A 23,123-nucleotide genomic window follows, 5' to 3' on the forward strand; every position below is an offset into this window, starting at 1 on the left:
ACCGACTCCCGCACTCCCGGCACCGCAACTGGAGGAAAGACTGTGCCCACTGTGCCCCCGGCCCCGGCGGCCGACCGACGGACCACGGTGGACGTGACCGCGCTTCTGGAGCGCGGCCGGACCCTGGCCACGCCGGTCCTGCGGGCGGCGGTCGACCGACTGGCCCCTCCCATGGACACCGTCGCCGCCTACCACTTCGGCTGGATCGACGCCCAGGGCAACCCCGCGGACGGCGACGGCGGCAAGGCCGTACGCCCCGCGCTCGCCGTGCTCTCCGCCGAGGTCACCGGCGCCGCGCCCGAGGCCGGCGTGCCCGGCGCGGTGGCCGTGGAACTGGTGCACAACTTCTCGCTCCTGCACGACGACCTGATGGACGGCGACGAGCAGCGCCGCCACCGCGACACCGTCTGGAAGGTGCACGGCCCCGCCCAGGCCATCCTGGTCGGCGACGCCCTGTTCGCGCTGGCCAACGAGGTACTCCTGGAGCTGGGCAGCGTCGAGGCCGGCCGCGCCACCCGCCGGCTGACCAAGGCCAGCCGCTCCCTGATCGACGGTCAGGCCCAGGACATCTCCTACGAGCACCGCGACCGCGTCAGCGTCGAGGAGTGCCTGGAGATGGAGGGCAACAAGACCGGAGCCCTGCTCGCCTGCGCCAGCTCCGTCGGCGCGGTGCTCGGCGGCGCCGACGAGCACACCGCCGACACGCTCGAGAAGTACGGTTACCACCTGGGCCTCGCCTTCCAGGCCGTCGACGACCTGCTGGGCATCTGGGGCGACCCGGACTCCACCGGCAAGCAGACCTGGAGCGACCTGCGCCAGCGCAAGAAGTCGCTGCCGGTCGTCGCGGCCCTCGCGGCCGGCGGGCCCGCCTCCGAGCGGCTCGGCGAGATCCTCGCCGCCGACGCCAAGGCCAGTGACTTCGCGAACTTCTCCGAGGAGGAGTTCGCGGCCCGTGCCGCCCTCATCGAGGAAGCGGGCGGGCGGGAGTGGACCGCCGACGAGGCGCGTCGTCAGCACACCATCGCCATCGAAGCCCTCGACGCCGTCGACATGCCCGACCGGGTGCGGGAGATGTTCACGGCGCTCGCGGACTTCGTCGTCGTACGAAAGAGATGATCATTATCGGTCGAATAGCCCTCGCGTAGTCGCCGGCCGGTGTCGTGGAGACACGAGCACCGGCCGACGGCGGACCCAGCAGACGCACCACATGCACACTGCACGAAGGGGAAGCCATGACAGCGACGACCGACGGAAGCACCGGGGCCTCCCTGCGGCCCCTGGCAGCCTCGGCCAGCGACACCGACAGCACGATCCCCGCCGCGGCGGCCGGGGTACCAGAAGCCGCCGCCCGCGCCACCCGGCGTGCCACCGACTTCCTGCTCGCCCAGCAGGACGCCGAGGGCTGGTGGAAGGGCGACCTCGAGACGAACGTCACCATGGACGCCGAGGACCTGCTCCTGCGTCAGTTCCTGGGCATCCAGGACGAGGAGACCACCCGCGCCGCCGCCCTGTTCATCCGGGGCGAGCAGCGCGAGGACGGCACCTGGGCCACCTTCTACGGCGGCCCCGGCGAACTGTCCACCACCATCGAGGCCTACGTCGCCCTCCGCCTGGCCGGCGACGCGCCCGACGCCCCGCACATGGCGCGGGCCTCCGAGTGGATCCGCTCCCGCGGCGGCATCGCCTCCTCCCGGGTCTTCACCCGGATCTGGCTGGCTCTGTTCGGCTGGTGGAAGTGGGAGGACCTGCCCGAACTCCCGCCGGAGCTCATCTACTTCCCGCCCTGGGTCCCGCTCAACATCTACGACTTCGGCTGCTGGGCCCGGCAGACCATCGTGCCGCTCACCATCGTCTCCGCGAAGCGGCCGGTGCGTCCCGCGCCGTTCCCGCTGGACGAACTGCACACCGACCCGGCCCGCCCCAACCCGGCGCGCCCCCTGGCCCCGGTGGCGAGCTGGGACGGTGCCTTCCAGCGCATCGACAAGGCCCTGCACGCCTACCGCAGGGTCGCACCGCGCCGGCTGCGCAAGGCCGCGATGAACACCGCCGCCCGCTGGATCATCGAGCGGCAGGAGAACGACGGCTGCTGGGGCGGCATCCAGCCCCCGGCCGTGTACTCGGTCATCGCCCTCTACCTGCTCGGCTACGACCTCGAACACCCGGTGATGCGCGCGGGCCTGGAGTCCCTGGACCGGTTCGCCGTGTGGCGCGAGGACGGGGCCCGGATGATCGAGGCCTGCCAGTCCCCGGTGTGGGACACCTGCCTGGCCACCATCGCGCTGGCCGACGCGGGCGTGCCCGAGGACCACCCGCAGCTCGTGAAGGCGGCCGACTGGATGCTCGGCGAGCAGATCGTGCGCCCGGGCGACTGGTCGGTGAAGCGGCCCGGACTCCCGCCCGGCGGCTGGGCGTTCGAGTTCCACAACGACAACTACCCCGACATCGACGACACCGCCGAGGTGGTCCTCGCACTGCGCCGGGTCAAGCACCACGACCCGGAACGGGTGGAGAAGGCCATCGGCCGCGGGGTGCGCTGGAACCTCGGCATGCAGTCCAAGAACGGCGCCTGGGGCGCGTTCGACGTCGACAACACCAGCCCCTTCCCCAATCGGCTGCCGTTCTGCGACTTCGGCGAGGTCATCGACCCGCCCTCGGCCGACGTCACCGCGCACGTCGTGGAGATGCTCGCCGTCGAGGGCCTCACCCACGACCCGCGCACCCGCCGGGGCGTCCAGTGGCTGCTGGACGCGCAGGAGGCGGACGGCTCGTGGTTCGGCCGCTGGGGCGTCAACTACGTCTACGGCACCGGGTCCGTGATCCCCGCGCTGACCGCCGCCGGGCTGCCCACCTCCCACCCCGCCGTCCGGCGCGCGGTGCGCTGGCTGGAGTCGGTCCAGAACGAGGACGGCGGCTGGGGCGAGGACCTGCGCTCCTACCGGTACGCCCGGGAGTGGAGCGGGCGGGGCGCCTCGACGGCCTCGCAGACCGGCTGGGCGCTGATGGCCCTGCTGGCGGCGGGGGAGCGGGAGTCCAAGGCCGTGCGGCGCGGCGTCGCGTGGCTCGCGGCCACCCAGCGCGAGGACGGCTCCTGGGACGAGCCCTACTTCACGGGCACCGGCTTCCCGTGGGACTTCTCCATCAACTACCACCTCTACCGCCAGGTCTTCCCGCTCACCGCACTCGGCCGGTACGTCCACGGCGACCCCTTCGCCAAGAAGGCGGCCGGGGCCGCCCGGACCGAGTCCGCCGCGGCCGAGGTGAAGGGCGCCTGATGACCCCGCGGACCGGCCCGTCCCCGCTGCTGATCGCCTGCGCGCTCGGCATCGAGCACCTCGCCCTGCGCACCGGCGACCGCGCCGGCGCGGGCGGGCCGGTCACCGTCCTGCGCACCGGCATGGGGCCGAAGGCGGCCGAGCGCTCGGTCGCCCGGGTCCTGGCCGACCCGGCCCTCGGCGGCGCCGCCGTGCTCGCCACCGGCTTCTGCGCGGGACTCGCCCCCGGCATGCACCCCGGCGACCTGGTCGTCGCCGAGGAGACCCGGGACCCGCGCTCCACGGTCGCCTGCGTCGCGACCGACCGGCTCGTCAAGGAACTCGGGCGAGCCGTTCCCGGGCGCACCGTCCACACCGGGCCGCTGACCGGCTCGGACCACGTCGTCCGCGGCCCCGAACGCGCCGACCTGCTCGCGACCGGCGCGATCGCCGTGGACATGGAGTCCGCGGCCACGCTCCTGAGCGCCGTCCGGACGGGCCCGCGTCCGGTTGCGGCCGTCCGGGTGGTCGTGGACGCTCCAGAACACGAACTCGTCCGGATCGGCACCGTACGCGGTGGAATATCGGCTTTCCGCGTGCTCCGATCCGTTCTTCCCGCATTTTTCGAATGGCACCGTTCTTTGTTGCTACCCCGGAGGTGAGCCCAGATGGCCATGCCGCTGCGCCAGTCCATCAAGGTCGCTACATACCTGGCCGAACAGAAGATTCGCCGACGGGACAAGTTCCCGCTCATCGTGGAACTGGAGCCGCTCTTCGCCTGCAACCTGAAGTGCGAGGGGTGCGGCAAGATCCAGCACCCCGCCGGTGTGCTCAAGCAGCGCATGCCGGTCGCGCAGGCCGTGGGGGCGGTGCTCGAATCGGGTGCGCCGATGGTCTCCATCGCCGGCGGCGAGCCGCTGATGCACCCGCAGATCGACGAGATCGTGCGGCAGTTGGTGGCCAAGCGCAAGTACGTCTTCCTCTGCACCAACGCGCTGCTCATGCGCAAGAAGATGGACAAGTTCAAGCCCTCTCCGTACTTCGCCTTCGCCGTGCACATCGACGGGCTGCGCGAGCGGCACGACGAGTCCGTGGCCAAGGAGGGCGTGTTCGACGAGGCCGTGGAGGCCATCAAGGAGGCCAAGCGGCGCGGCTTCCGGGTCACCACCAACTCGACCTTCTTCAACACCGACACCCCGCAGACCATCGTCGAGGTGCTCGACTTCCTCAACGACGACCTCAAGGTCGACGAGATGATGATCTCGCCCGCCTACGCCTACGAGAAGGCGCCCGACCAGGAGCACTTCCTGGGGGTGGAGCAGACCCGCGAGCTGTTCCGCAAGGCATTCTCCGGCGGCAACCGCGCCCGCTGGCGGCTCAACCACTCCCCGCTGTTCCTCGACTTCCTCGAGGGCAAGGTCGACTTCCCCTGCACCGCGTGGGCGATCCCCAACTACTCCCTCTTCGGCTGGCAGCGCCCCTGCTACCTGATGAGCGACGGTTACGTTCCGACGTACCGGGAGCTGATCGAGAAGACCGACTGGGACAAGTACGGCCGCGGCAAGGACCCGCGCTGCGACAACTGCATGGCGCACTGCGGCTACGAGCCCACCGCCGTCCTGGCCACCATGGGCTCGCTCAAGGAGTCCCTGCGCGCCATGCGCGAGACCGTCTCCTCGAACCGGGAGTGAGGTCATGACCGCCATCCCCTTGGGACTTCCCGGGGTACCGGTCCGGCCGATCGCCGAGCGGCGCGTGTCGCGGCGGATCCAGGTCGGGCCGGTGGCGGTCGGGGGCGGGGCCCCGGTGTCGGTGCAGTCGATGACGACCACCCGCACGTCCGACATCGGTGCCACGCTCCAGCAGATCGCCGAACTGACGGCCGCCGGCTGCCAGATCGTCCGTGTGGCCTGCCCCACCCAGGACGACGCCGACGCGCTGCCCGTCATCGCCAGGAAGTCGCAGATCCCGGTGATCGCCGACATCCACTTCCAGCCGAAGTACGTCTTCGCCGCCATCGAGGCGGGCTGCGCGGCGGTGCGCGTGAACCCGGGCAACATCAAGAAGTTCGACGACCAGGTCAGAGAGATCGCCAAGGCGGCCCGCGACCACGGCACCCCGATCCGCATCGGCGTGAACGCCGGTTCCCTGGACCGCCGCCTGCTCCAGAAGTACGGCAGGGCCACCCCCGAGGCGCTGGCGGAGTCCGCCCTGTGGGAGGCGTCGCTCTTCGAGGAGCACGACTTCCGGGACATCAAGATCTCGGTCAAGCACAACGAGACACGATCCGGGTCTCGCTGAGCGCCCCGCCCGTGGAGGAGATCAAGGTCGGCATCCAGATCCTCCAGTCGCTGGGGCTGAGGGAGCGCCGGCTGGAGATCGTGTCCTGCCCGTCCTGCGGCCGCGCCCAGGTCGACGTCTACAAGCTGGCCGAGGAGGTCACCGCCGGTCTGGAGGGCATGGAGGTCCCGCTGCGCGTCGCCGTCATGGGCTGTGTGGTGAACGGCCCCGGCGAGGCCCGTGAGGCGGACCTCGGCGTGGCCTCCGGCAACGGCAAGGGGCAGATCTTCGTCAAGGGCGAGGTCGTCAGGACCGTTCCCGAGTCGAAGATCGTGGAGACCCTCATCGAGGAGGCGATGAGGATCGCGGAGCAGAGGGAGAAGGACGGCGCCTCGGGGGCGCCGGCCGTCACCGTGAGCTGAAACGCGGACCGAAGGGGGCCCGAGCGTGACGATTCTGGAGAACATCCGGGGACCACGCGACCTGAAGGCGCTGTCCGAGGCGGAACTCGGTGAACTGTCCGGCGAGATACGTGACTTCCTGGTGCACGCGGTCGCCCGCACCGGCGGTCACCTCGGACCCAACCTCGGCGTGGTGGAGCTCACCGTCGCCCTGCACCGGGTCTTCGAGTCGCCGGACGACCGCATCCTGTGGGACACCGGCCACCAGAGCTACGTGCACAAACTGCTGACGGGGCGTCAGGACTTCTCCAAGCTGCGCAGCAAGGGCGGCCTGTCCGGCTACCCCTCGCGCGAGGAGTCCGAGCACGACGTCATCGAGAACAGCCACGCCTCCACCGTCCTCGGCTGGGCCGACGGCCTCGCCAAGGCCCGCCAGGTGCAGGGGGAACGGGGCCACGTCGTCGCCGTCATCGGTGACGGCGCGCTCACCGGCGGCATGGCCTGGGAGGCGCTGAACAACATCGCGGCGGCCAGGGACCGGCCGCTGATCATCGTGGTCAACGACAACGAACGCTCGTACGCCCCGACCATCGGCGGTCTCGCCAACCACCTGGCGACGCTGCGCACCACCGACGGCTACGAGCGGGCCCTGGCCTGGGGCAAGGACGTGCTCCAGCGCACACCCCTGGTCGGCCACACCGTCTACGAGGCCCTGCACGGCGCCAAGAAGGGCTTCAAGGACGCCTTCGCCCCGCAGGGGCTCTTCGAAGACCTGGGGCTGAAGTACCTCGGCCCGATCGACGGGCACGACATCGGCGCCGTCGAGTCGGCGCTGCGCCGCGCCAAGCGCTTCCACGGGCCGGTCCTGGTGCACTGCCTCACCGAGAAGGGCCGCGGCTACGAACCAGCGTTGCGCGACGAGGAGGACCACTTCCACACGGTCGGCGTGATGGACCCGCTCACCTGCGAGCCGCTGAGCCCCGCGGGCGGTCCGTCCTGGACCTCCGTCTTCGGCGAGGAGATCGTACGGATCGGCGAGGAGCGCGAGGACGTGGTCGCGATCACCGCGGCCATGCTGCACCCGGTCGGACTGGCCCCCTTCGCCGAACGGTTCCCCGACCGCGTGTGGGACGTCGGCATCGCCGAGCAACACGCCGCCGTGTCCGCCGCCGGCCTCGCCACCGGCGGCCTGCACCCGGTCGTCGCCGTCTACGCCACCTTCCTCAACCGCGCCTTCGACCAGCTCCTCATGGACGTGGCACTGCACCGCTGCGGCGTCACCTTCGTCCTGGACCGGGCCGGTGTCACCGGCGTCGACGGGGCCTCGCACAACGGCATGTGGGACATGTCCGTCCTCCAGGTCGTCCCCGGGCTGCGCATCGCCGCGCCCCGCGACGCCGGCCAACTGCGCGCCCAACTGCGCGAGGCGGTCGCCGTGGACGACGCGCCGACGCTGCTGCGGTTCCCGAAGGAGTCCGTCGGCCCCGCCGTACCCGCCGTCGACCGGATCGGCGGCCTGGACGTCCTGCACGCCGGGGACCGGCCCGAGGTGCTGCTCGTGGCCGTGGGCGTCATGGCGTCCGTCTGCCTCGGAGCCGCCGAACTCCTCGAGGCCCGCGGCATCGGCTGCACCGTCGTCGACCCGCGCTGGGTCAAGCCCGTCGACCCGGCGCTCGCCCCGCTCGCGGCCCGGCACCGCCTGGTCGCCGTCGTCGAGGACAACAGCCGCGCCGCCGGGGTCGGTTCCGCGGTGGCGCTGGCGCTGGGGGACGCCGAGGTCGACGTCCCCGTGCGCCGCTTCGGCATCCCCGAGCAGTTCCTCGCGCACGCCAAACGCGCCGAGGTGCTCGCGGACATCGGCCTCACCCCGGTCGACGTCGCCGGCCGGATCAGCGCGAGCCTCGCCCTCGCCGAACCGGCCGGGGAACCGGCGGCAGAACAGTCCGGCGACGGACGGAACGTCATGTCAGCGCAAGGAGACAACTGAATGACCAAGGAGTTCGACCTCGCCGCGCTCTTGGCCGAGCGCGGGGCCGAGCGGTACGAGCTGCACGCCAGGCACCTCAACCACCAACTGCCGCGCATGCTGCGCACCATCGGCTTCGACAAGGTCTACGAGCGGGCCGAGGGCGCGCACTTCTGGGACGCGGACGGCAACGACTACCTGGACATGCTCGCCGGGTTCGCGGTCATGGGCCTGGGCCGCCACCACCCCGTCGTCCGCAAGGCGCTGCACGACGTCCTCGACGCCTCCCTCGCCGACCTCACCCGTTTCGACTGCCCGCCGCTGCCCGGCCTGCTGGCGGAGAAACTGCTCTCCTACAGCCCCCACCTGGACCGCGTCTTCTTCGGCAACAGCGGCACCGAGGCCGTCGAGACCGCGCTGAAGTTCGCCCGCTACGCCACGGGCAGACGGCGGATCCTGTACTGCACGCACGCCTTCCACGGACTGACCACCGGCTCGCTCTCCGTCAACGGCGAGGACGGCTTCCGCAAGGGCTTCGCCCCGCTGCTGCCCGACACCGCCGTCCCCCTGGGCGACCTGGAGGCCCTGGCGCGGGAGCTGAAGAAGGGCGACGTGGCCGCGCTGATCGTGGAGCCGGTCCAGGGCAAGGGCGTGCACGAGGCCCCGCCCGGCTATCTGCGGGCCGCGCAGGAACTGCTGCACCGGCACAAGGCGCTGCTGATCGCCGACGAGGTGCAGACGGGGCTCGGCCGCACCGGGAAGTTCTACGCCTACCAGCACGACGACGGCGTCGAACCCGACCTGGTCTGTGTCGCCAAGGCACTGTCCGGCGGGTACGTGCCGGTGGGGGCCACCCTGGGCAAGGACTGGATCTTCCAGAAGGTGTACTCCTCGATGGACCGGGTCCAGGTCCACTCGGCGAGCTTCGGGTCCAACGCCCAGGCCATGGCCGCCGGGCTCGCCGTACTGTCGGTGATGGAGAACGAGGAGATCGTGGCGAACGCCGCCGCGGTGGGAGAACGGCTGAAGTCCCGCCTGGCCGCACTGGTGGACCGCTACGAACTGCTCGCCGACGTCCGGGGCCGGGGACTGATGATCGGCATCGAGTTCGGCCGGCCCAGCTCCCTGAAGCTGCGCAGCCGCTGGACCATGCTGCAGGCCGCGCGGAAGGGGCTGTTCGCGCAGATGGTGGTCGTGCCGCTGCTGCAACGGCACCGGATCCTGACCCAGGTGTCCGGCGACCACCTGGAGGTGATCAAGCTGATCCCGCCGCTGATCATCGACACCGACGACGCCGACCGGTTCGTCGACGCCTTCACGGAGGTGATGGAGGACGCGCACCACGGCGGTGGCCTGATGTGGGACTTCGGGAAGACCCTGGTCAAGCAGGCGGTGGCCAACCGCTGAGCGTGCTGCACACTCCTTTCCGCGGGGCTTTTGCCTCTGAGGCAAGGAATTTGCCCGTCGGGCAAATCTCGGGCTGAATGGAGGCATGAGCTCCTCCGAGACCGGCCCCGCCGAGGGCGCGGTCGCCGCCGTCGCGCCCCAACTGCGTGAACTGCGGCGGCGGGCCGCCCTCACCCTCGAGGCCGCGGCCCGCGCCGCGGGGCTGTCGCCCGCCCACCTCTCCCGTCTGGAGACCGGGCAGCGCCAGCCCTCGCTGCCGATGCTGCTCGCCCTCGCCCGCGTCTACGGTACGACCGTCGCCGGGCTGCTGGGCGAGACGGCCGCCGACCGGGACGCCGTCGTGCGCGCCGCGGACATGGAACCCACCGCCGCGGGCGGCTGGACGTACTACCGGGCGGGCGCGCCGGGCCGTGGCATGCAGGCCCTGCGGGTCCAGGTGCCCCACGGCTCCCAGGGCGACGTCGTGCGGGTGCACCCCGGGGAGGAGTGGCTCCACGTCCTGCGTGGGCGGCTGCGGCTGCGCCTCGGAGACACCGAGCACCGGCTCACCGCCGGGGACGGCGCCCACTTCGACTCCATGACCCCGCACCGGATCGCGGCCCAGGACCCCGACGGGGTCGAGCTGCTCTTCGTCCACACCCTGCTGCAGAGCCCGACGGCCGCGCTGTGCCTCGGCCCGACCCCTGGAGAGACGCCATGAGTGCCATCGAGGACAAGTTCCCGCGCGCCCTGTGGGTGCGGCTGGTCATCTACATCGCCCTGGGGCACGTCTTCGGCGGCTTCCTCTACCTGCTGTTCGAGGTGGGCGCCAAGTAACGCCCCGTCCGCGGGCGGGCGGCTCAGTCCACCATGCGCTCGCGCAGGCGCTCCCGGGTCCCGGGAGTGAGCCGCAGCCCTTGCTCCAGGTAGGCGTCGACGCCGCCCCAGGTCTCCTCGATCGTCTCGAAGGCCGCCGCCAGGTACTCGGCGCGCGCGTCGAAGAGGGGGCTGAGCAGCTCCATGACCTCGGGGGAGTAGGCGGAGGCGGCGGAGCTGCTGCGGTGCACCTTGTAGCGGCGGTGCGTGGCGTTGGACTTCAGGTAGTCCTCGACGATCGCGTCGCGCTCGACGCCCAGGGCGAGGAGGGTGACCGCGATCGACAGGCCCGCGCGGTCCTTGCCGGCCGCGCAGTGCATCAGCGCGGGCACGCTGTCCTCGGCGAGCGCGTGCAGGATCCGGGAGTGCTCCGCGGTGCGCTCGGTGACGATCGAACGGTAGGAGGCGATCATCCGGCGGGCGCCCTTGCCGTCGCCGAGGATCCCGTGCAGTTGGCCGAGGTCTCCGTCCCGGACCATCTTCCAGAACTCGGCCCCGTCCGCCGGGTCGCTCAGCGGAAGGTTCACATTGCGCACGCCGGGCAGCTCGACGTCCGGGCCCTCCAGCTTCTGGTCGGCCGCGTTGCGGAAGTCGAAGATCGTGTGCAGGCCCAGCGAGGCCAGGAACGCGGCGTCCTCACCGGTGGCGTGCGCCAGGTGCCCGCTGCGGAACAGCACCCCCTGCCGTACCCGCCGGCCGTCCACGGTCGGCAGTCCGCCCACGTCCCGGAAGTTGCGCACACCGCTCAGCTCGGGTTCGGTCGACGGGACCTGCTGCGTCACGGGGGCTCCTCCCACTCCGTTCCGCCGTCGCTGCTCGCCGGCGGGTGCCACTCGACGATACGGCATGACCAGTACGGGAAAGCAGCTCCGAGTGGGGCATTCCGGGCCGGTAAGCGTCGTCTGTCCGAATTGGTGTCTTGGTGGTAACTGGCCCTGAAATGGCGAAGGGTGGGCAAGAGGTGCGTGAGCAGCGTCATATCCGTGACCGTGCGTTGTCCGTCATGTTCACGTAATTGGGCCGCTTCCCAAGGGAATTCAGGGAAAGCGGTGCGGCGGAAATCGACGCAGTGTTACCGCGTTTTTCCGTAAAGGATCAATGGAAACGCCCGGTGCGCGAACCTCTCGCTTGTTTCCGCGCGTCCCGGTCCCTTACGTTCACCACCGATCCGGACGGACGCCTAATCCTGCCGCCGACCGGAGCCCGTATTCATCCACCACCCGTACACGGCAGGAGCGGGGGACCCACAGGTAGAACTGCCTGTTCCGGTTCCCGGAACGGCTTGGGGTAAAGCCGCGTTCCGGCGCGGCCGGGCATCTCCAGCCCGCACCCGACAGCTCACCTCGCAGGCGCCGGAGAGGAATTCGCCATGCCCGCGAAGGGTAAGCACCGCCGTACCAGGGCCCTGCGCCTGACCCGCACCATCGCCGTCGCCGGAACCGGCGGCGCCGCGCTCGCGCTGCCGCTGCTGGGTGCCGCCGCCGCCAACGCCGCTCCCGCGCACTCCGTTTCCGGGCAGTCCGCGCAGTCCGTTCCGGCGTCGGCCGAGAAGGCCGCCGCGAACGGCTCCGGCAAGAACTCGGATTCCCGGACGTACACCGTGAAGAGCGGTGACTACCTTTCGAAGATCGCCGACGAGCAGCACGTCGACGGCGGCTGGAAGAAGCTCTACGCGGACAACCGCGAGGCCGTCGGGTCCGACCCGTCGCTGATCCACCCCGGGCTCAAGCTCTCGATCGCCGGCAAGGCGGCCAAGTCGTCGGCGCCGTCCTCCGCGCCGTCGCAGAAGACCGCCGAGAAGCCCGCCAAGAAGCCCGCCGAGAAGACCGCCGCCGAGAAGCCGGCGGACGCCGCGACGACCTCCTCCTCCCGGTCCTCGGACACCGGCACCCAGTCCGCGGGCACCACCAGCGGCTACACCTCCCCCGTCGCGGGCGGCACCGTCGGCACCCCGTACCACCAGTCCGGCAGCATGTGGTCCAGCGGCTACCACACCGGCACCGACTTCGTCGTCCCGACCGGCACCTCGCTCAAGGCCGTCGGCGCGGGCACCGTCGTCTCGGCCGGCTGGGGCGGCGCGTACGGCAACCAGGTCGTCATCAAGCTCGCCGACGGCCACTACGCCCAGTACGCCCACCTCTCCTCGCTCTCCGTCTCCGCCGGCCAGTCGGTGACGGCGGGCCAGCAGGTCGGGCTCTCGGGTGCCACCGGCAACGTGACCGGCCCGCACCTGCACTTCGAGATCCGCACCACGCCGGACTACGGCTCGGACATCGACCCGATCGCGTTCCTGCGCTCGCACGGCGTCTCCGTCTGACGACCGGTTCCGCGCGGTCGCCGCGCCCCGAAGGCCGGACCCCGATCCCCGGGTCCGGCCTTCGGCGCACCCGCTGTGCGGCGGACCCGCCCTCCGCCGTATTCCGGAATTGACGAACACTTTAGGAGTGGCTTATCTCACCGCCCGTCAACCCTTTCCTACGGTCGCGTAGGTCACATTCCAAGGTGAATCATGGGCCGACGTGGCAGACGATTCGAAGAGTGACAGCAGAGCAGTGATCGGGTCGTACGTGGCGGTGGGGGACAGCTTCACCGAGGGCGTCGGCGACCCCGGCCCCGACGGCGCGTTCGTCGGCTGGGCCGACCGACTGGCCGTCCTGCTCGCCGACCGGCGCCCCGAGGGCGACTTCACGTACACGAACCTCGCCGTGCGCGGCAGGCTCCTCGACCAGATCGTGGCGGAACAGGTCCCGCGGGTCGAGGCCCTCGCGCCGGACCTGGTCTCGTTCGCGGCGGGCGGCAACGACATCATCCGGCCCGGCACCGACCCCGACGAGGTCGCCGAGCGGTTCGAACGGGCGGTGGCCGCACTGACCGCCGCGGCCGGCACCGTCCTGGTGACCACCGGGTTCGACACCCGCGGGGTGCCCGTCCTCAAGCACCTGCGCGGCAAGATCGCCACGTACAACGGACACGTCCGCGCCGTCGCCGACCGCTACGGCTGCCCCGTGCTGGACCTCTGGTCGCTCCGCGGCGTCCAGGACCGCAGGGCGTGGGACGCGGACCGGCTGCACCTGTCGCCGGAGGGCCACACCCGCGTGGCGCTCCGCGCCGGACAGGCACTGGGCCTGCGCGTCCCGGCCGACCCCGACCAGCCCTGGCCGCCCCTGCCGCCGCGCGGCACGCTGGACGTGCGCCGCGACGACGTGCACTGGGCGCGCGAGTACCTGGTCCCGTGGATCGGACGCCGGCTGCGCGGCGAGTCGTCGGGCGACCACGTGACGGCCAAGGGCACGCTGTCGCCGGACGACATCAAGACGCGGATCGCCTCGGTGGCCTGAGCCGGGAGCGGGTCTCCGGCGCCCGTGCGGTGTCCCCCCGACGTCGCGGGGGCGCCAGGTCCGCCCGCTCCAGGCCCAGTTCGCGGGCCAGTGCCTCGTCCGCCCACTCCTGTGCCCGGGACCGCGACACCGCGCCCGCGTACGACGTGAGCTGCACCGCCAGCCCGTCCAGCAGCGCCGTCAGGCGCAGCGCGGCGGCGTCGGGTTCGGCGCAGGAGAACTCGCCGGCCGCCGCGCCTTCCGCCATGACGGCGGCGATCGCCGCCTTCCACTGCCGGTCCAGTTCGCCCGTCACCTCCCGCAGCGCGGGTTCGCGCGGCGCCGCCGCCCAGCCCTCGATCCACAGCCGCCAGCCCTCGGCCCGGCCGGTCGGCGCGTACCACCGCACGGCCGCCCGCAACCGGCGCAGCGCCGTCGTGCGGCGGGCGAGCAGCTTGTGCAGATGGGCCAGATCTTCCTCGGCGGCGTGCCGGAACGCGGCGGCCACCAGCCGCTCCTTCGTCGAGAAGTGATAGAGCACCAGGGCGTTGCTGACCCCGAGCGCGGCGGCCACGTCGGCGATCCGCAGTGCCGCCACACCCCGCGCCGACATCAGCTCGACGGCCGCCCGCAGCAGCTCCTCGCGCCGCTCCGTCACGCTCAACCGGACTCTCCCCACGCCCGTCACCCTATACAGGCTCCCGCGCAGGCCCCCAGCGTGCGGTGACGCCCTCACGGACCGCCCCGGACCGGGAACACGGATGCGGCATCCGACGTTCGAGTGGCGTAGACCGAGACCAGCACGACGATCACCTGAAGCACTCCACCTGGAGGTACCGTGGCCGCTTTCCGTTCCCCGAGTCCCGGGTTCAGCGTGCCGCGGCCCGCAGCCTTCGGCGCGGACCCGGGGGGCGCCCGCATGGCCCGCATCCGCCGGTCGCCCCACTTCCGCGACGGCGTCTTCCAGAACCCCGGGGGCGCGGCACGGACCCGGCCCTCCGGGTCGGCCACCGAGTTCGCCAAGACCTACTTCGACAGGCAGGCCCGGCTGAGCCGGTCCGCGCGGGGCCCGATCCCGGTGCACGCCACCACGGTGGCCGACCTCGCCCGGCCGTCCGCCACGGGACTCCGGCTGACCTGGATGGGCCACTCCAGCGTGCTCGCCGAGATCGACGGGCAGCGCGTGCTGTTCGACCCGGTGTGGGGCGAGCGCTGCTCCCCGTTCCCCTTCGCCGGGCCCAAGCGTCTGCACGCGGTTCCGCTGCCCCTGGCCGCGCTCGGTCCCGTCGACGTGGTCGTCGTCTCCCACGACCACTACGACCACCTGGACATGCCGACCATCAAGGCGCTGGCCGGCACGGACACCGTCTTCGCGGTGCCCCTGGGAGTCGGCGCCCACCTCGAACACTGGGGCGTGCCCGCCGGCCGGCTGCGTGAGCTGGACTGGCACGAGTCGACCCGCGTCGGCGGCCTCACCCTCACCGCCACCCCGGCCCGGCACTTCTGCGGGCGCGGGCTGCGCAACACCCAGCACACGCTCTGGGCGTCCTGGGTCGTCGCCGGGGAGGAACACCGCGTCTACCACAGCGGCGACACCGGCTACTTCGACGGCTTCCGGGAGATCGGCGCCGCGCACGGCCCGTTCGACGCCACGATGATCCAGCTCGGGGCGTACGCCGAGTTCTGGCCGGACATCCACATGACCCCCGAGGAGGGCGTGCGCGCCCACCTCGACCTCCAGGGCGGCGCGCCCCACGGCGCCCTGCTGCCCATCCACTGGGGGACCTTCAACCTGGCGCCGCACGCGTGGGCGGAGCCGGGGGAGTGGACCAAGGACGCGGCCGAGGAGGCCGGCCAGGCGGTGGCGTTCCCACGACCGGGGGAGCCGTTCGAGCCGGCGGGCAAGCTGCCGGCGGAGGCGTGGTGGCGGACGGTGTCGGCTCCGATCGCGCACCCGTGGCGACGTCCCCGGATCGCTGAGGGCGTGGCCGGGACGAGCAAGGGGGATCTCGACCTCGCGGGGGAGCGGTGAGGCCGGTCGGGGGCGAGACGGGGGGAAACGGGGGAGACGGTGAGGCTGCTGGGTCGGCTGCCCGCTGACCCACGGCATCGTCTGCTGCGCGCCTTGGCTCGAACGCCCCCGGGTGGAGCGCGAAACGTAAGTCCACAAGGCCGGGGCCGACGTCCTGGGGCGACTTCGGAGGAGGCGTCCGCGGAGATCATCGGCTGCTGCATCGCATCTCGCTCTCAAGGAGGGCCCGGAAGGTGCGCGGGGGCCGACCGGTGAGGCGCCGGACCACGAGGGCCGCAGTACCGCCCACTGTTCGAACAGATCGGGCAGGGCCTGGTGCCGTCGTGCTCCCACCGTGCGGCGAGCCCGGCGAGGATCGGCTCCAGCTCGGACGCGGCGCGAAGACGCACTGGTCATCGCCCGCGCCGAGCCGGAAGGGCAGAGTGATGCCGTACGGGGGAAGGTCTTGCCGGGGGCGTGGATGGTGCAGCCCGTCCGGGTGCACAAGGCGGCCAGGTCGTGGTCAGTCTCGTACGAGCCGTGCTGCGGTCTGCACCCGAGCCGCTGGTGGACCTGCCGGGTCCGCTTGAGCGGCGCGGCGGCGGGACCGTCCGGAGCCGGCCACCGCCATGCCCGCTGCCCTTGGTCAGGTGTCGCGCGGCCCCGGCGGGAAGGCTCGCTTGCGAGCGACGACGACGAGGACCGCCAGGATCGTGAGGGCGAGCGCTGTCCATGCCAGGGCAGGTGCGGTGGCACCGGCGGCGAGGACCGATCCGCCGACGAGTCCGCCGCCGGCGACCGCGAGGTTGAAGACGGTGACGAACACGGACTGTGCCGCGTCGGTGTGCTCTCCCGCCCTGTCCGCGAGGGCGGTCTGCAGGACCGCGGGCGCGCCGCCGAAGCCGATTCCCCACACGGTGACGGCAACCGCGACCGGCAGCACGCCGAGTCCGGGGTTCGCCAGCGCCAGGCTCGCTGCGCCCACGAGGGCGAGCGCACCGAGCAGGGTGGCGCGCAGAGCGCGGTCGATGATCGCGCCGGTTGCCACGATGCCGACGATGGAGGCGACGCCGAACACCGCGAGACCGGTGTCCAGGCGCAGCCTGGTCCCGGCCAGTAGCGGGGCGATGTAGGTGTAGAGGATGTTGTGCGCGAGGACCCACAGCAGGGCGGCCAGCAGGACGGCCCGGATGCCGGGCAGCACGACCACGCGCCGCAGCGGCTCAGGGGTGCCGGAGAGCCGGCCGGGAACGTCCGGCACGACGGCCGCGATCCAGATCGACAGGAGTGCTGCCGCGAGGGAGATCGCGGCGATCACCCACCGCCAGTCGACCAGTGAACCCGCCAGTGTGCCGAGAGGGACGCCGACGGCCAGGGCGATCGGTTGGCCGATCCCGCTGACGGCCAGCGCGCGCCCCTGCTGCGAGGGCGCGACCAGGCGTCGGGCGTAGCCTGCGAGCACGCCCCACACGAGCGCCGCCGCGGTACCCGCGAGGAAGCGCGCTGCGAGGATGAGTGGATACCACGGCGCGACTGCGGTGACCGCGTTGAACACCAGCAACCCGAGGACCGCGACGAGCAGTACCTTCTTGCGGTTCGTTCGGCGGGTGGCGGCGACCAGCGGGACGGCCGCGACGACCGACCCGACTGCGTAGAGGCTCACGAGCTGTCCGGCGGCGGACTGCGAGACCGACAGCCCAGCGGCGAGCTGTGGCAGCAGTCCGGCCGGGATGGTCTCGGTGACGATCGCCAGGAAGCCTGCCGCCGCCAGGGCGAGCAGGGCCGCCCGCGGCAGTCGAGGGGGTGCGGTGCCGCCGGCCCGGAGAGTGGTCGTGCCGGTGGTTGCGGTCACCGGGCGGCCTCGGTGAGATCGCGGTGCCGCTGGAGGTCGGCGAGTGAGGCCCAGTCGTGTTGCCCGTGCCCGGCTTCGGTGGCTTCGGCCAGCAGTGCCGAAAGCAGGTCGGCCACCGGCAGCCGGAGCCCGGTCGCTGCGGCCTGGGACCGGGCAAGGTCGACATCCTTGCGGCCGAGGGCCGGGGTGAACCCGGCCGGGGAGTACTTCTCGGTGGCTATGAGTTCGCCGTAATTGGTATAGACCGGGCCGGGAGTGATGGTGGAGGTGAACAGCTCCACCAGGGTGCCGGCGTCGACGCCGCCGCGCTCGGCGATGCTCACCGCCTCGGACATCGACTGGATCGCCGAGGCGATCAGCACCTGCCCGGCGACCTTGACGACGTTCGCCTGCGGAGGTTCGGTTCCGACCGGCCAGATCCGCGCGCTGATCGCTTCGAGCATCGGCCGAACTCGCTCGACGGCGTCAGGCGCTCCGGCGGTGACGAGGTTGAGTTTCGCGGCCTCGGCGACGGGCACGCCGCCGAACATCGGCGAGGCCACGTACCGGACGCCCTCGTCGGTGTGGTGTCCGGCGGCCTCCTGGGCCAGCGACGGGCTGATCGTCGCAAGGTTCACGTGCACAGCCCCTGCAGGGGCTGCGGTGAGTGCGCCGCTGTCGAGGAACACCTCGCGAACGGCCCGGTCGTCGGCGAGCACCGAGAAGACCACTGGAGAGCTGAGCGCTTCCCTCAGGTCCGTGGCCTCGGTCACGCCGGCGGCGACGAGCGGAGCGAGCCGGGAGCGGTCCCGATTCCACGCCGCTGCGCGATACCCGGCCGTCACGAGGTTCCGGGCGATCGCCGCTCCCATCCTGCCGGTGCCGACCACTGTCACGTCCGCCATCACATCAACCTCCTCGAAGGAACCTGTTGAACCGGTTCCAACATACATCAGGAACCGGGCTGGAACCGTCTAAGGTGGTTCCATGACCTCGTCCGCCGAACAGAGCCGCCCGCCCGGCACCGCCGACGCTCCGGCGTTCCGGCTCGACAACGACCAGCTCGCCTTCCGCTTCACGGCGACCCTGAGCGACCGCTACGGCAGTTCTGTCGAGCGATTGCCGGACGCCCGCCGTCTCGACGACTGGCTCGCCGCCAACGCGCTGACGATCGGCCCTGAGCTCGCCACCGCGGCCGACCTCGGGCTGGCGCTCCGACTGCGCGAGGCCATCCACCGGGCAGGGTCGGCGATCGCCCAGGGAGCCTCGCCCGAGGACGTCGACCGGGAACTGATCAACCGGGTCGCGGGGGAGGAGCGCGCGTTCCCGGAGCTCACTCCGGACGGCCTGCGTTGGCACGCTCCGCCGGGCAGTCACGTCCGTGGCGCGCTCGGCCTCGTCGCCCGGGACGCGATCACCGTCCTCGGAGGGGAGCGCCGCGCGCACGTGAAAACCTGCGAGAGTCCGGAGTGCCGCGGACTCTACGTCGACACGAGCCAGGCGCAGAACCGGCGGTGGTGCTCCATGAGCATCTGCGGCAACCGCGCGAAGAAGGCGACGTTCCGCGCTGCCCGACGGGCAGCGCCGGCGGGTTGAGACCGACGCCGGCCGGAGAGCGAACTGCCCCGCCGGGCACGGATGTGCGCGCGGCCGCCGATGCCGGACGTCGTGGGCGGTGGGGGGGGAACGTCGCAACGAGCAGCCGCTGCGGGGCCGGTGCTGGGAGGGGGCACGGCCCCGCCATCGCCTCGACGCCGGGGCTGTTCACTCGCCTTCGGTGACGCGTCGCGAGGCCGAGGCGTCCCCATCCTGGCCGACCGCGTCCACCCGGGCGCCGGCCCTTGGGCCACCACCGGACGCAGGCGGCCGTCCGGCGCCGGACACTAGTATCCCGGCATGGTGGAACCCTCGCGTCCACAACAGGGCGGTGGCAGCCGTGTGTTCACCGTCTGGTGGAGACGGCCGTACACACGAGGGCGAAGGCGGCTCCTCATCGGCACGGGGGCTGTTCTGGCCGCGGTCGCCACGACGCTCGCCCTCGGTTCCGGGCCCGAGCCCGGTGAGCACGCGCCGACTGTGGTGTGCTCCGACACCGACAACACCAGCCTGACCGCGGACGTGGACGCGGACGGGCGGCTGGACGAGATCCACGACCCGGACCGCTCGGGAAAGGGTTCCGTCCTCTTCAGCCGGGCCGACGACCGTGTCGAGGTCGGTGTCGACGACGCTCTCGGCGTATGGCAGAAGGCCCGGGGCCTGCTCACGTCGGACCTGGAGACCAGGGGCACGTTCGGCGACTTCGACGGCGACGGCTATCTCGATCTGGCGCTGTTCCGCAGTCAGGAGGACACCGGGGACAGCCCCCGCGCCAACCTGCTCGTGCACGAGGTGCGCTACGGACCGCTCGCCCGGGACCTCAGCGGCAGCCGGAGCGGCACCATCCGCGTTCGGGTCTCGTTCTTCGTCGCCGCGGTGCGTGCGACCGACGAGGACCAGGACGGGCGCGCCGAGCTGCACGTGTTCCAGTCTGCCGGAGACGGAGGATACGTGGAGTACATCGGCCGTCAGAAGGACGGCGGCGTGACCCTGCGCGAAGCCGGCACCGGCTACTTCGGCCAGGGTGACTGGGATGAACTCCAGCCGGGATGGAGCGACTTCGGGACCTGCGTGTACACCGGCCCCGAGAGCACGCCGTCGGTCCGGAGAGAGCCGTCGGATGCCACGCCGCCATCAGGAGCGGAGCGATGACGACGGGTGCCACGCGGTGACCGAGGGGCCGATCACCGCATCGGCGGTCGGTCCCGCGCCCCGCGATCGGCACGGTGACCACGAGAACGCTCACTGCGGTCGCCGGACGGACTCCGACTCTGCCGGGCCGTGGCCGAGCGGATGTCGCGGGAACTGGTCGAGGCCGGGGCAACGCCGAGGAGCGGCGCGGAGCTGAAGTGGGCGTTTTCGGTCAACATGTGTTTCCATTGCGCCGCTCCGAGATCATCCGCGGCCCGGTCCGCCGAGGGAAAACCACATCGGCGGTCGGCTGTCGCGACCATGGAAAGAACGCGCATGAGAACCACCAGGCGTGCCACGCCCACAGCCGCGCCGACCGGCACCGTCCAGCCCCCGGCCGTGGTGGGCCGGTGATCGCCGTGGCGGCGGCCCTCGCCGAGATCGTCCTGATCCTGGTGCACCGCGTACGTGCCGCAACGGAGCCCGGGTCGCACACGCCGTGGCGCGGCATGGCCGTCGGGCTCTTGGGGTGCCTGATCGGCTGGCTCGTGGTCGGGCGGCCGGAGACGGCCTGGAGCGACCTCTCCCTGACGCTGGTCTTCGGGGTGGTCGTCGCCTCCGAAGCCGCTCACGCCGCCCGCACCCTGTCCGGGCGGAGCTGGACGTGGTGGGGCGCCGCTCTCCTCAGCGGCGCGGCGGCGGCCACCTGGCTGCTGCCGGACCCTCTGCCGTTCGGCTGAGCACTGGACGCCGCGCGCCCCGACGATCCGCTGACCGTCGTCTGCACCTCCCGGCGCCATCGGGGCGTGCCAGGGCATGGTCCTGGCCCACGGCCAGGTGATGCCCAATGCCCCGGCGCTGAGGCCGTGCTGGAGCTGCCGCCGCACGTGAAACACATCTGCTGTCTGCCGTTCGGTCAGGTGGGGCTCGCGCATGGGTGACTGGCCGTCAGGGTCACGCACGGTGACCGGATTCGATCGAGTCCGACTGATTCTCCATCGTTCCCGAACGGTTATGTATCCGGCTTATCGGGCTGTCGTACGAGGCCTCATACCAGAGCGGGACGTTGGCCGGGGGACTTTGGCAACTGCCCACCGCACATGAGGGGTGGGCGACTACTGTCAGTGTCCGTCGGGCGACGTAGGGCCGACCCACCAGTACACGGACCAGTACGAGGACACCGATGTCTCACCTCCGCGCACCGGGCGCGCGCGCAGACCGCCGCGAGGGCGGGCGGCACGGCCGGCCGGCCCCACGCACCACCGCAGCGCCGGCCGAGACGCACATACGGCCCCAACTCCTGCGGCTCGCCGTCCTGCCGCCGGTCGCGGTCGCGCTCAGCGCCTGTGCCGTCGTCCTGTTCACCGTCCGGTCCACCGGCGCCCGGCCCGGCCCCGTCCTGTGGGGCGTGCTCGCCGGGGCGGTCTCGGTGACCCTCGCGGCCGTCGTCATCGCCGCCGTCGCCGCCGACCGCGCCGCCCGGTCCGTGCACGACCGAGTCGGTGCCCTGCGCCGCGGCACCGCACGCCAGGAGGGCGAACTGCGAGCCGTCGTCGAGGCGTTGCGCCGCGGCGAGGCCCCCTCCCCGCGCGCCCCACGCGCCGCGCCGCCGCAGGACGCCGACGACTTCGAACTGCTCGCCGCCGACCTCGCCCGGGCCCACGACGGCGCCGTCACCGCCGTGGTCCACGCCGCCCAGCTCTCGAGCCAGGCGGGCAGCGAACAGAAGCTGGAGGTCTTCGTCAACCTCGCCCGGCGCCTGCAGTCCCTCGTGCACCGGGAGATCTCCATCCTGGACGAGCTGGAGAACGAGATCGAGGACCCCGACCTCCTCAAGGGCCTCTTCCACGTCGACCACCTCGCCACCCGCATCCGCCGCCACGCGGAGAACCTCGCCGTGCTGGGCGGCGCGGTCTCCCGCCGCCAGTGGAGCAACCCGGTCGACATGACCGAGGTGCTGCGCTCGGCCATCGCCGAGGTCGAGCAGTACTCCCGGGTCCGGCTGGTCCCGCCGGTCGACGGCACCCTGCGCGGCCACGCCGTCGCCGACGTCATCCACCTGCTGGCCGAACTCGTCGAGAACGCCACCCTGTTCTCCGCCCCGCAGACCCAGGTGCTGATGCGCGCCGGACTCGTCACCTCGGGCCTCGCCGTCGAGGTCGAGGACCGCGGGCTCGGCATGCCCGTCGGCGAGCAGGACCGGATGAACGCCCTGCTCGCGGACCCCGACCAGGTCAACGTCGCCCGCCTGCTGGCGGACGGGCGCATCGGACTGTTCGTCGTCTCCCAGCTCGCCAAGCGGCACGGGATCACGGTGCGGCTGCAGACCAACATCTACGGCGGGGTCCAGGCCGTCCTGGTCCTCCCGCAGGCGCTGCTGGGCACGGAGCCGGACGCGCTGTCCGGGGACGCGGCCCGGCCGGCGGAGGGCGTCGGGGTCGAGCCGGTGCCCCTGCCGGCACCCCGGCAGCAGTTGCGGGCCGTGGCTCCCGCGGGGCCGCCGGAGGGCGCGTACCCACCCGCCCCGGCCGCACCGACGCCCGCCGCTCCCGCACCGACGCCCGCCGCTCCCGCTGCCGCTCCCGTCCCGGCGGCCGCTGTGGAGCCCGCTCCCGCGCCCGGGCCCGCTCCCGCTCCAGGAATGACCGAGCCGGTGCGGGTGCGCAGGGCCGACGGCGAACCCGTGCCGCTGCTGCCCGTGCGCGGCACACACCGGAACCGGCCCACCCCGGCCGCGGCCGTGCCCGGCGTGCGGCCCGAGGACCGGGGTGCCGTCGCCGAACACACGGCCACTCCGCCCGTACCGCGGCACAGCGTGGTGCGGGGCACCATGGGCAAGCCCCAACTGCCGCGCCGCCGCGCCCAGGAGCACATCGCCCCCCAGTTGCGCGGTGGTCCCGCGCCCCGCCAGGAAGCCGAGCAGTACACCGGGCACGACCCGGGACTGATGGCGGCCTTCCAGCGCGGCATCGGCCTCGCCGAGGCCCAGCAGCACGCCGAGGCATCGTCCCCGGCCCCGACCCACGGCACCCCGGGCGTACCGGCCGAATGACCGTCCCCGCGACCGCCGCCACGAC

19 protein-coding genes, 1 pseudogene and 1 riboswitch are annotated in these 23,123 nt (G+C 72.3%); of the genes and pseudogenes, 16 read left to right on the forward strand and 4 right to left on the reverse strand.

The features are described from left to right. Window positions 1-51: 51 nt before the first annotated feature. The 9 genes and pseudogenes from IG88_RS0122070 (at window position 52) to IG88_RS38865 (ending at window position 10,121) form a co-directional block, all read left to right on the forward strand. Window positions 52-1,116: a polyprenyl synthetase family protein gene (locus IG88_RS0122070; RefSeq protein WP_031043861.1), complete on the forward strand. Its 1,065-nt coding sequence runs from the start codon at window positions 52-54 to the stop codon at window positions 1,114-1,116. Window positions 1,117-1,232: 116 nt separating this feature from the next. Further along, window positions 1,233-3,272: a squalene--hopene cyclase gene (gene shc, locus IG88_RS0122075; protein ID WP_031043864.1), complete on the forward strand. Its 2,040-nt coding sequence runs from the start codon at window positions 1,233-1,235 to the stop codon at window positions 3,270-3,272. After that, window positions 3,272-3,913, forward strand: a complete 642-nt coding sequence (locus tag IG88_RS0122080) for a hypothetical protein (RefSeq protein ID WP_031043867.1) — start codon at window positions 3,272-3,274, stop codon at window positions 3,911-3,913. Before shc ends, IG88_RS0122080 begins: the two co-directional genes overlap by 1 nt. Before the next feature lie 6 nt (window positions 3,914-3,919). Continuing rightward, the gene (gene hpnH, locus IG88_RS0122085; protein ID WP_031043870.1) at window positions 3,920-4,942 is read left to right on the forward strand and encodes an adenosyl-hopene transferase HpnH; all 1,023 of its coding nucleotides are present in this window, start codon (window positions 3,920-3,922) and stop codon (window positions 4,940-4,942) included. Window positions 4,943-4,946: 4 nt separating this feature from the next. Next, window positions 4,947-5,953 (forward strand): annotated as a pseudogene (locus tag IG88_RS38860) (flavodoxin/ferredoxin-dependent (E)-4-hydroxy-3-methylbut-2-enyl-diphosphate synthase). Between the two features lie 25 nt (window positions 5,954-5,978). Further along, window positions 5,979-7,919: a 1-deoxy-D-xylulose-5-phosphate synthase gene (dxs, locus tag IG88_RS0122095; protein ID WP_031043874.1), complete on the forward strand. Its 1,941-nt coding sequence runs from the start codon at window positions 5,979-5,981 to the stop codon at window positions 7,917-7,919. Beyond that, on the forward strand, window positions 7,920-9,305 hold the full coding sequence (locus IG88_RS0122100) for an aspartate aminotransferase family protein (RefSeq protein WP_031043877.1): 1,386 nt from the start codon (window positions 7,920-7,922) through the stop codon (window positions 9,303-9,305). An 85-nt stretch (window positions 9,306-9,390) separates the two neighbouring features. Next, a complete protein-coding gene (locus tag IG88_RS0122105; protein WP_031043879.1) occupies window positions 9,391-10,005 on the forward strand; it encodes a helix-turn-helix domain-containing protein in 615 nt (204 codons plus the stop codon). Further along, complete coding sequence (locus IG88_RS38865) at window positions 10,002-10,121, forward strand: DUF6126 family protein (protein WP_007389118.1); 120 nt, start codon at window positions 10,002-10,004, stop codon at window positions 10,119-10,121. Before IG88_RS0122105 ends, IG88_RS38865 begins: the two co-directional genes overlap by 4 nt. Window positions 10,122-10,144: 23 nt before the next feature. On the opposite strand, the gene IG88_RS0122115 is transcribed toward IG88_RS38865, so the two are convergent. Beyond that, window positions 10,145-10,942, reverse strand: coding sequence for a tyrosine-protein phosphatase (locus IG88_RS0122115; RefSeq protein ID WP_031043881.1), 798 nt, complete (start codon window positions 10,940-10,942; stop codon window positions 10,145-10,147). Between the two features lie 425 nt (window positions 10,943-11,367). Beyond that, a riboswitch (cyclic di-AMP (ydaO/yuaA leader) is annotated at window positions 11,368-11,525 on the forward strand. A 4-nt stretch (window positions 11,526-11,529) separates the two neighbouring features. On the opposite strand from IG88_RS0122115, the gene IG88_RS0122120 reads away from it, so the two are divergent. Both IG88_RS0122120 and IG88_RS0122125 read left to right on the forward strand, forming a co-directional pair. Then, on the forward strand, window positions 11,530-12,477 hold the full coding sequence (locus IG88_RS0122120; RefSeq protein WP_031043883.1) for a M23 family metallopeptidase: 948 nt from the start codon (window positions 11,530-11,532) through the stop codon (window positions 12,475-12,477). Window positions 12,478-12,712: 235 nt separating this feature from the next. Next, a complete protein-coding gene (locus tag IG88_RS0122125) occupies window positions 12,713-13,498 on the forward strand; it encodes an SGNH/GDSL hydrolase family protein (RefSeq protein WP_031043885.1) in 786 nt (261 codons plus the stop codon). On the opposite strand, the gene IG88_RS0122130 is transcribed toward IG88_RS0122125, so the two are convergent. After that, window positions 13,470-14,156, reverse strand: a complete 687-nt coding sequence (locus IG88_RS0122130) for a TetR/AcrR family transcriptional regulator (RefSeq protein WP_078861564.1) — start codon at window positions 14,154-14,156, stop codon at window positions 13,470-13,472. The genes IG88_RS0122125 and IG88_RS0122130 overlap by 29 nt on opposite strands. Window positions 14,157-14,315: 159 nt before the next feature. On the opposite strand from IG88_RS0122130, the gene IG88_RS0122135 reads away from it, so the two are divergent. Then, window positions 14,316-15,509, forward strand: coding sequence for an MBL fold metallo-hydrolase (locus IG88_RS0122135; protein ID WP_031043898.1), 1,194 nt, complete (start codon window positions 14,316-14,318; stop codon window positions 15,507-15,509). Between the two features lie 625 nt (window positions 15,510-16,134). Here the strand turns inward: IG88_RS0122135 and IG88_RS0122140 are convergent. Then, on the reverse strand, window positions 16,135-17,340 hold the full coding sequence (locus tag IG88_RS0122140; protein WP_037836410.1) for an MFS transporter: 1,206 nt from the start codon (window positions 17,338-17,340) through the stop codon (window positions 16,135-16,137). Then, window positions 17,337-18,209: an NAD(P)-dependent oxidoreductase gene (locus tag IG88_RS0122145; protein WP_199807481.1), complete on the reverse strand. Its 873-nt coding sequence runs from the start codon at window positions 18,207-18,209 to the stop codon at window positions 17,337-17,339. The genes IG88_RS0122140 and IG88_RS0122145 overlap by 4 nt, the downstream gene beginning before the upstream one ends. A 97-nt stretch (window positions 18,210-18,306) precedes the next feature. On the opposite strand from IG88_RS0122145, the gene IG88_RS0122150 reads away from it, so the two are divergent. The 4 genes from IG88_RS0122150 to IG88_RS0122165 all read left to right on the forward strand — a co-directional run bounded on the left by IG88_RS0122150 (window position 18,307) and on the right by IG88_RS0122165 (window position 23,098). Then, complete coding sequence (locus IG88_RS0122150; RefSeq protein ID WP_051852008.1) at window positions 18,307-18,915, forward strand: CGNR zinc finger domain-containing protein; 609 nt, start codon at window positions 18,307-18,309, stop codon at window positions 18,913-18,915. 300 nt (window positions 18,916-19,215) lie between these two features. Then, complete coding sequence (locus IG88_RS0122155) at window positions 19,216-20,067, forward strand: VCBS repeat-containing protein (protein WP_199807482.1); 852 nt, start codon at window positions 19,216-19,218, stop codon at window positions 20,065-20,067. A gap of 389 nt (window positions 20,068-20,456) precedes the next feature. Next, window positions 20,457-20,786, forward strand: coding sequence for a hypothetical protein (locus IG88_RS0122160; protein ID WP_051852009.1), 330 nt, complete (start codon window positions 20,457-20,459; stop codon window positions 20,784-20,786). 443 nt (window positions 20,787-21,229) lie between these two features. Further along, window positions 21,230-23,098 carry a sensor histidine kinase gene (locus IG88_RS0122165; RefSeq protein ID WP_031043912.1) on the forward strand — a complete coding sequence of 623 codons (1,869 nt, stop codon included), beginning with the start codon at window positions 21,230-21,232 and terminating at the stop codon, window positions 23,096-23,098. Window positions 23,099-23,123: the final 25 nt, after the last annotated feature.

It is taken from the genome of Streptomyces sp. NRRL F-5650, assembly GCF_000721365.1.
Lineage (GTDB): Bacteria > Actinomycetota > Actinomycetes > Streptomycetales > Streptomycetaceae > Streptomyces > Streptomyces ardesiacus.

Coding starts and splice junctions, on each gene's coding strand:
- shc (WP_031043864.1), top strand. CDS start 1,233: ATGACAGCGACGACCGACGGAAGCACCGGGGCCTCCCTGCGGCCCCTG.
- IG88_RS0122080 (WP_031043867.1), top strand. CDS start 3,272: ATGACCCCGCGGACCGGCCCGTCCCCGCTGCTGATCGCCTGCGCGCTC.
- hpnH (WP_031043870.1), top strand. CDS start 3,920: ATGGCCATGCCGCTGCGCCAGTCCATCAAGGTCGCTACATACCTGGCC.
- IG88_RS0122100 (WP_031043877.1), top strand. CDS start 7,920: ATGACCAAGGAGTTCGACCTCGCCGCGCTCTTGGCCGAGCGCGGGGCC.
- IG88_RS0122105 (WP_031043879.1), top strand. CDS start 9,391: ATGAGCTCCTCCGAGACCGGCCCCGCCGAGGGCGCGGTCGCCGCCGTC.
- IG88_RS38865 (WP_007389118.1), top strand. CDS start 10,002: ATGAGTGCCATCGAGGACAAGTTCCCGCGCGCCCTGTGGGTGCGGCTG.
- IG88_RS0122120 (WP_031043883.1), top strand. CDS start 11,530: ATGCCCGCGAAGGGTAAGCACCGCCGTACCAGGGCCCTGCGCCTGACC.
- IG88_RS0122150 (WP_051852008.1), top strand. CDS start 18,307: ATGACCTCGTCCGCCGAACAGAGCCGCCCGCCCGGCACCGCCGACGCT.
- IG88_RS0122155 (WP_199807482.1), top strand. CDS start 19,216: ATGGTGGAACCCTCGCGTCCACAACAGGGCGGTGGCAGCCGTGTGTTC.
- IG88_RS0122165 (WP_031043912.1), top strand. CDS start 21,230: ATGTCTCACCTCCGCGCACCGGGCGCGCGCGCAGACCGCCGCGAGGGC.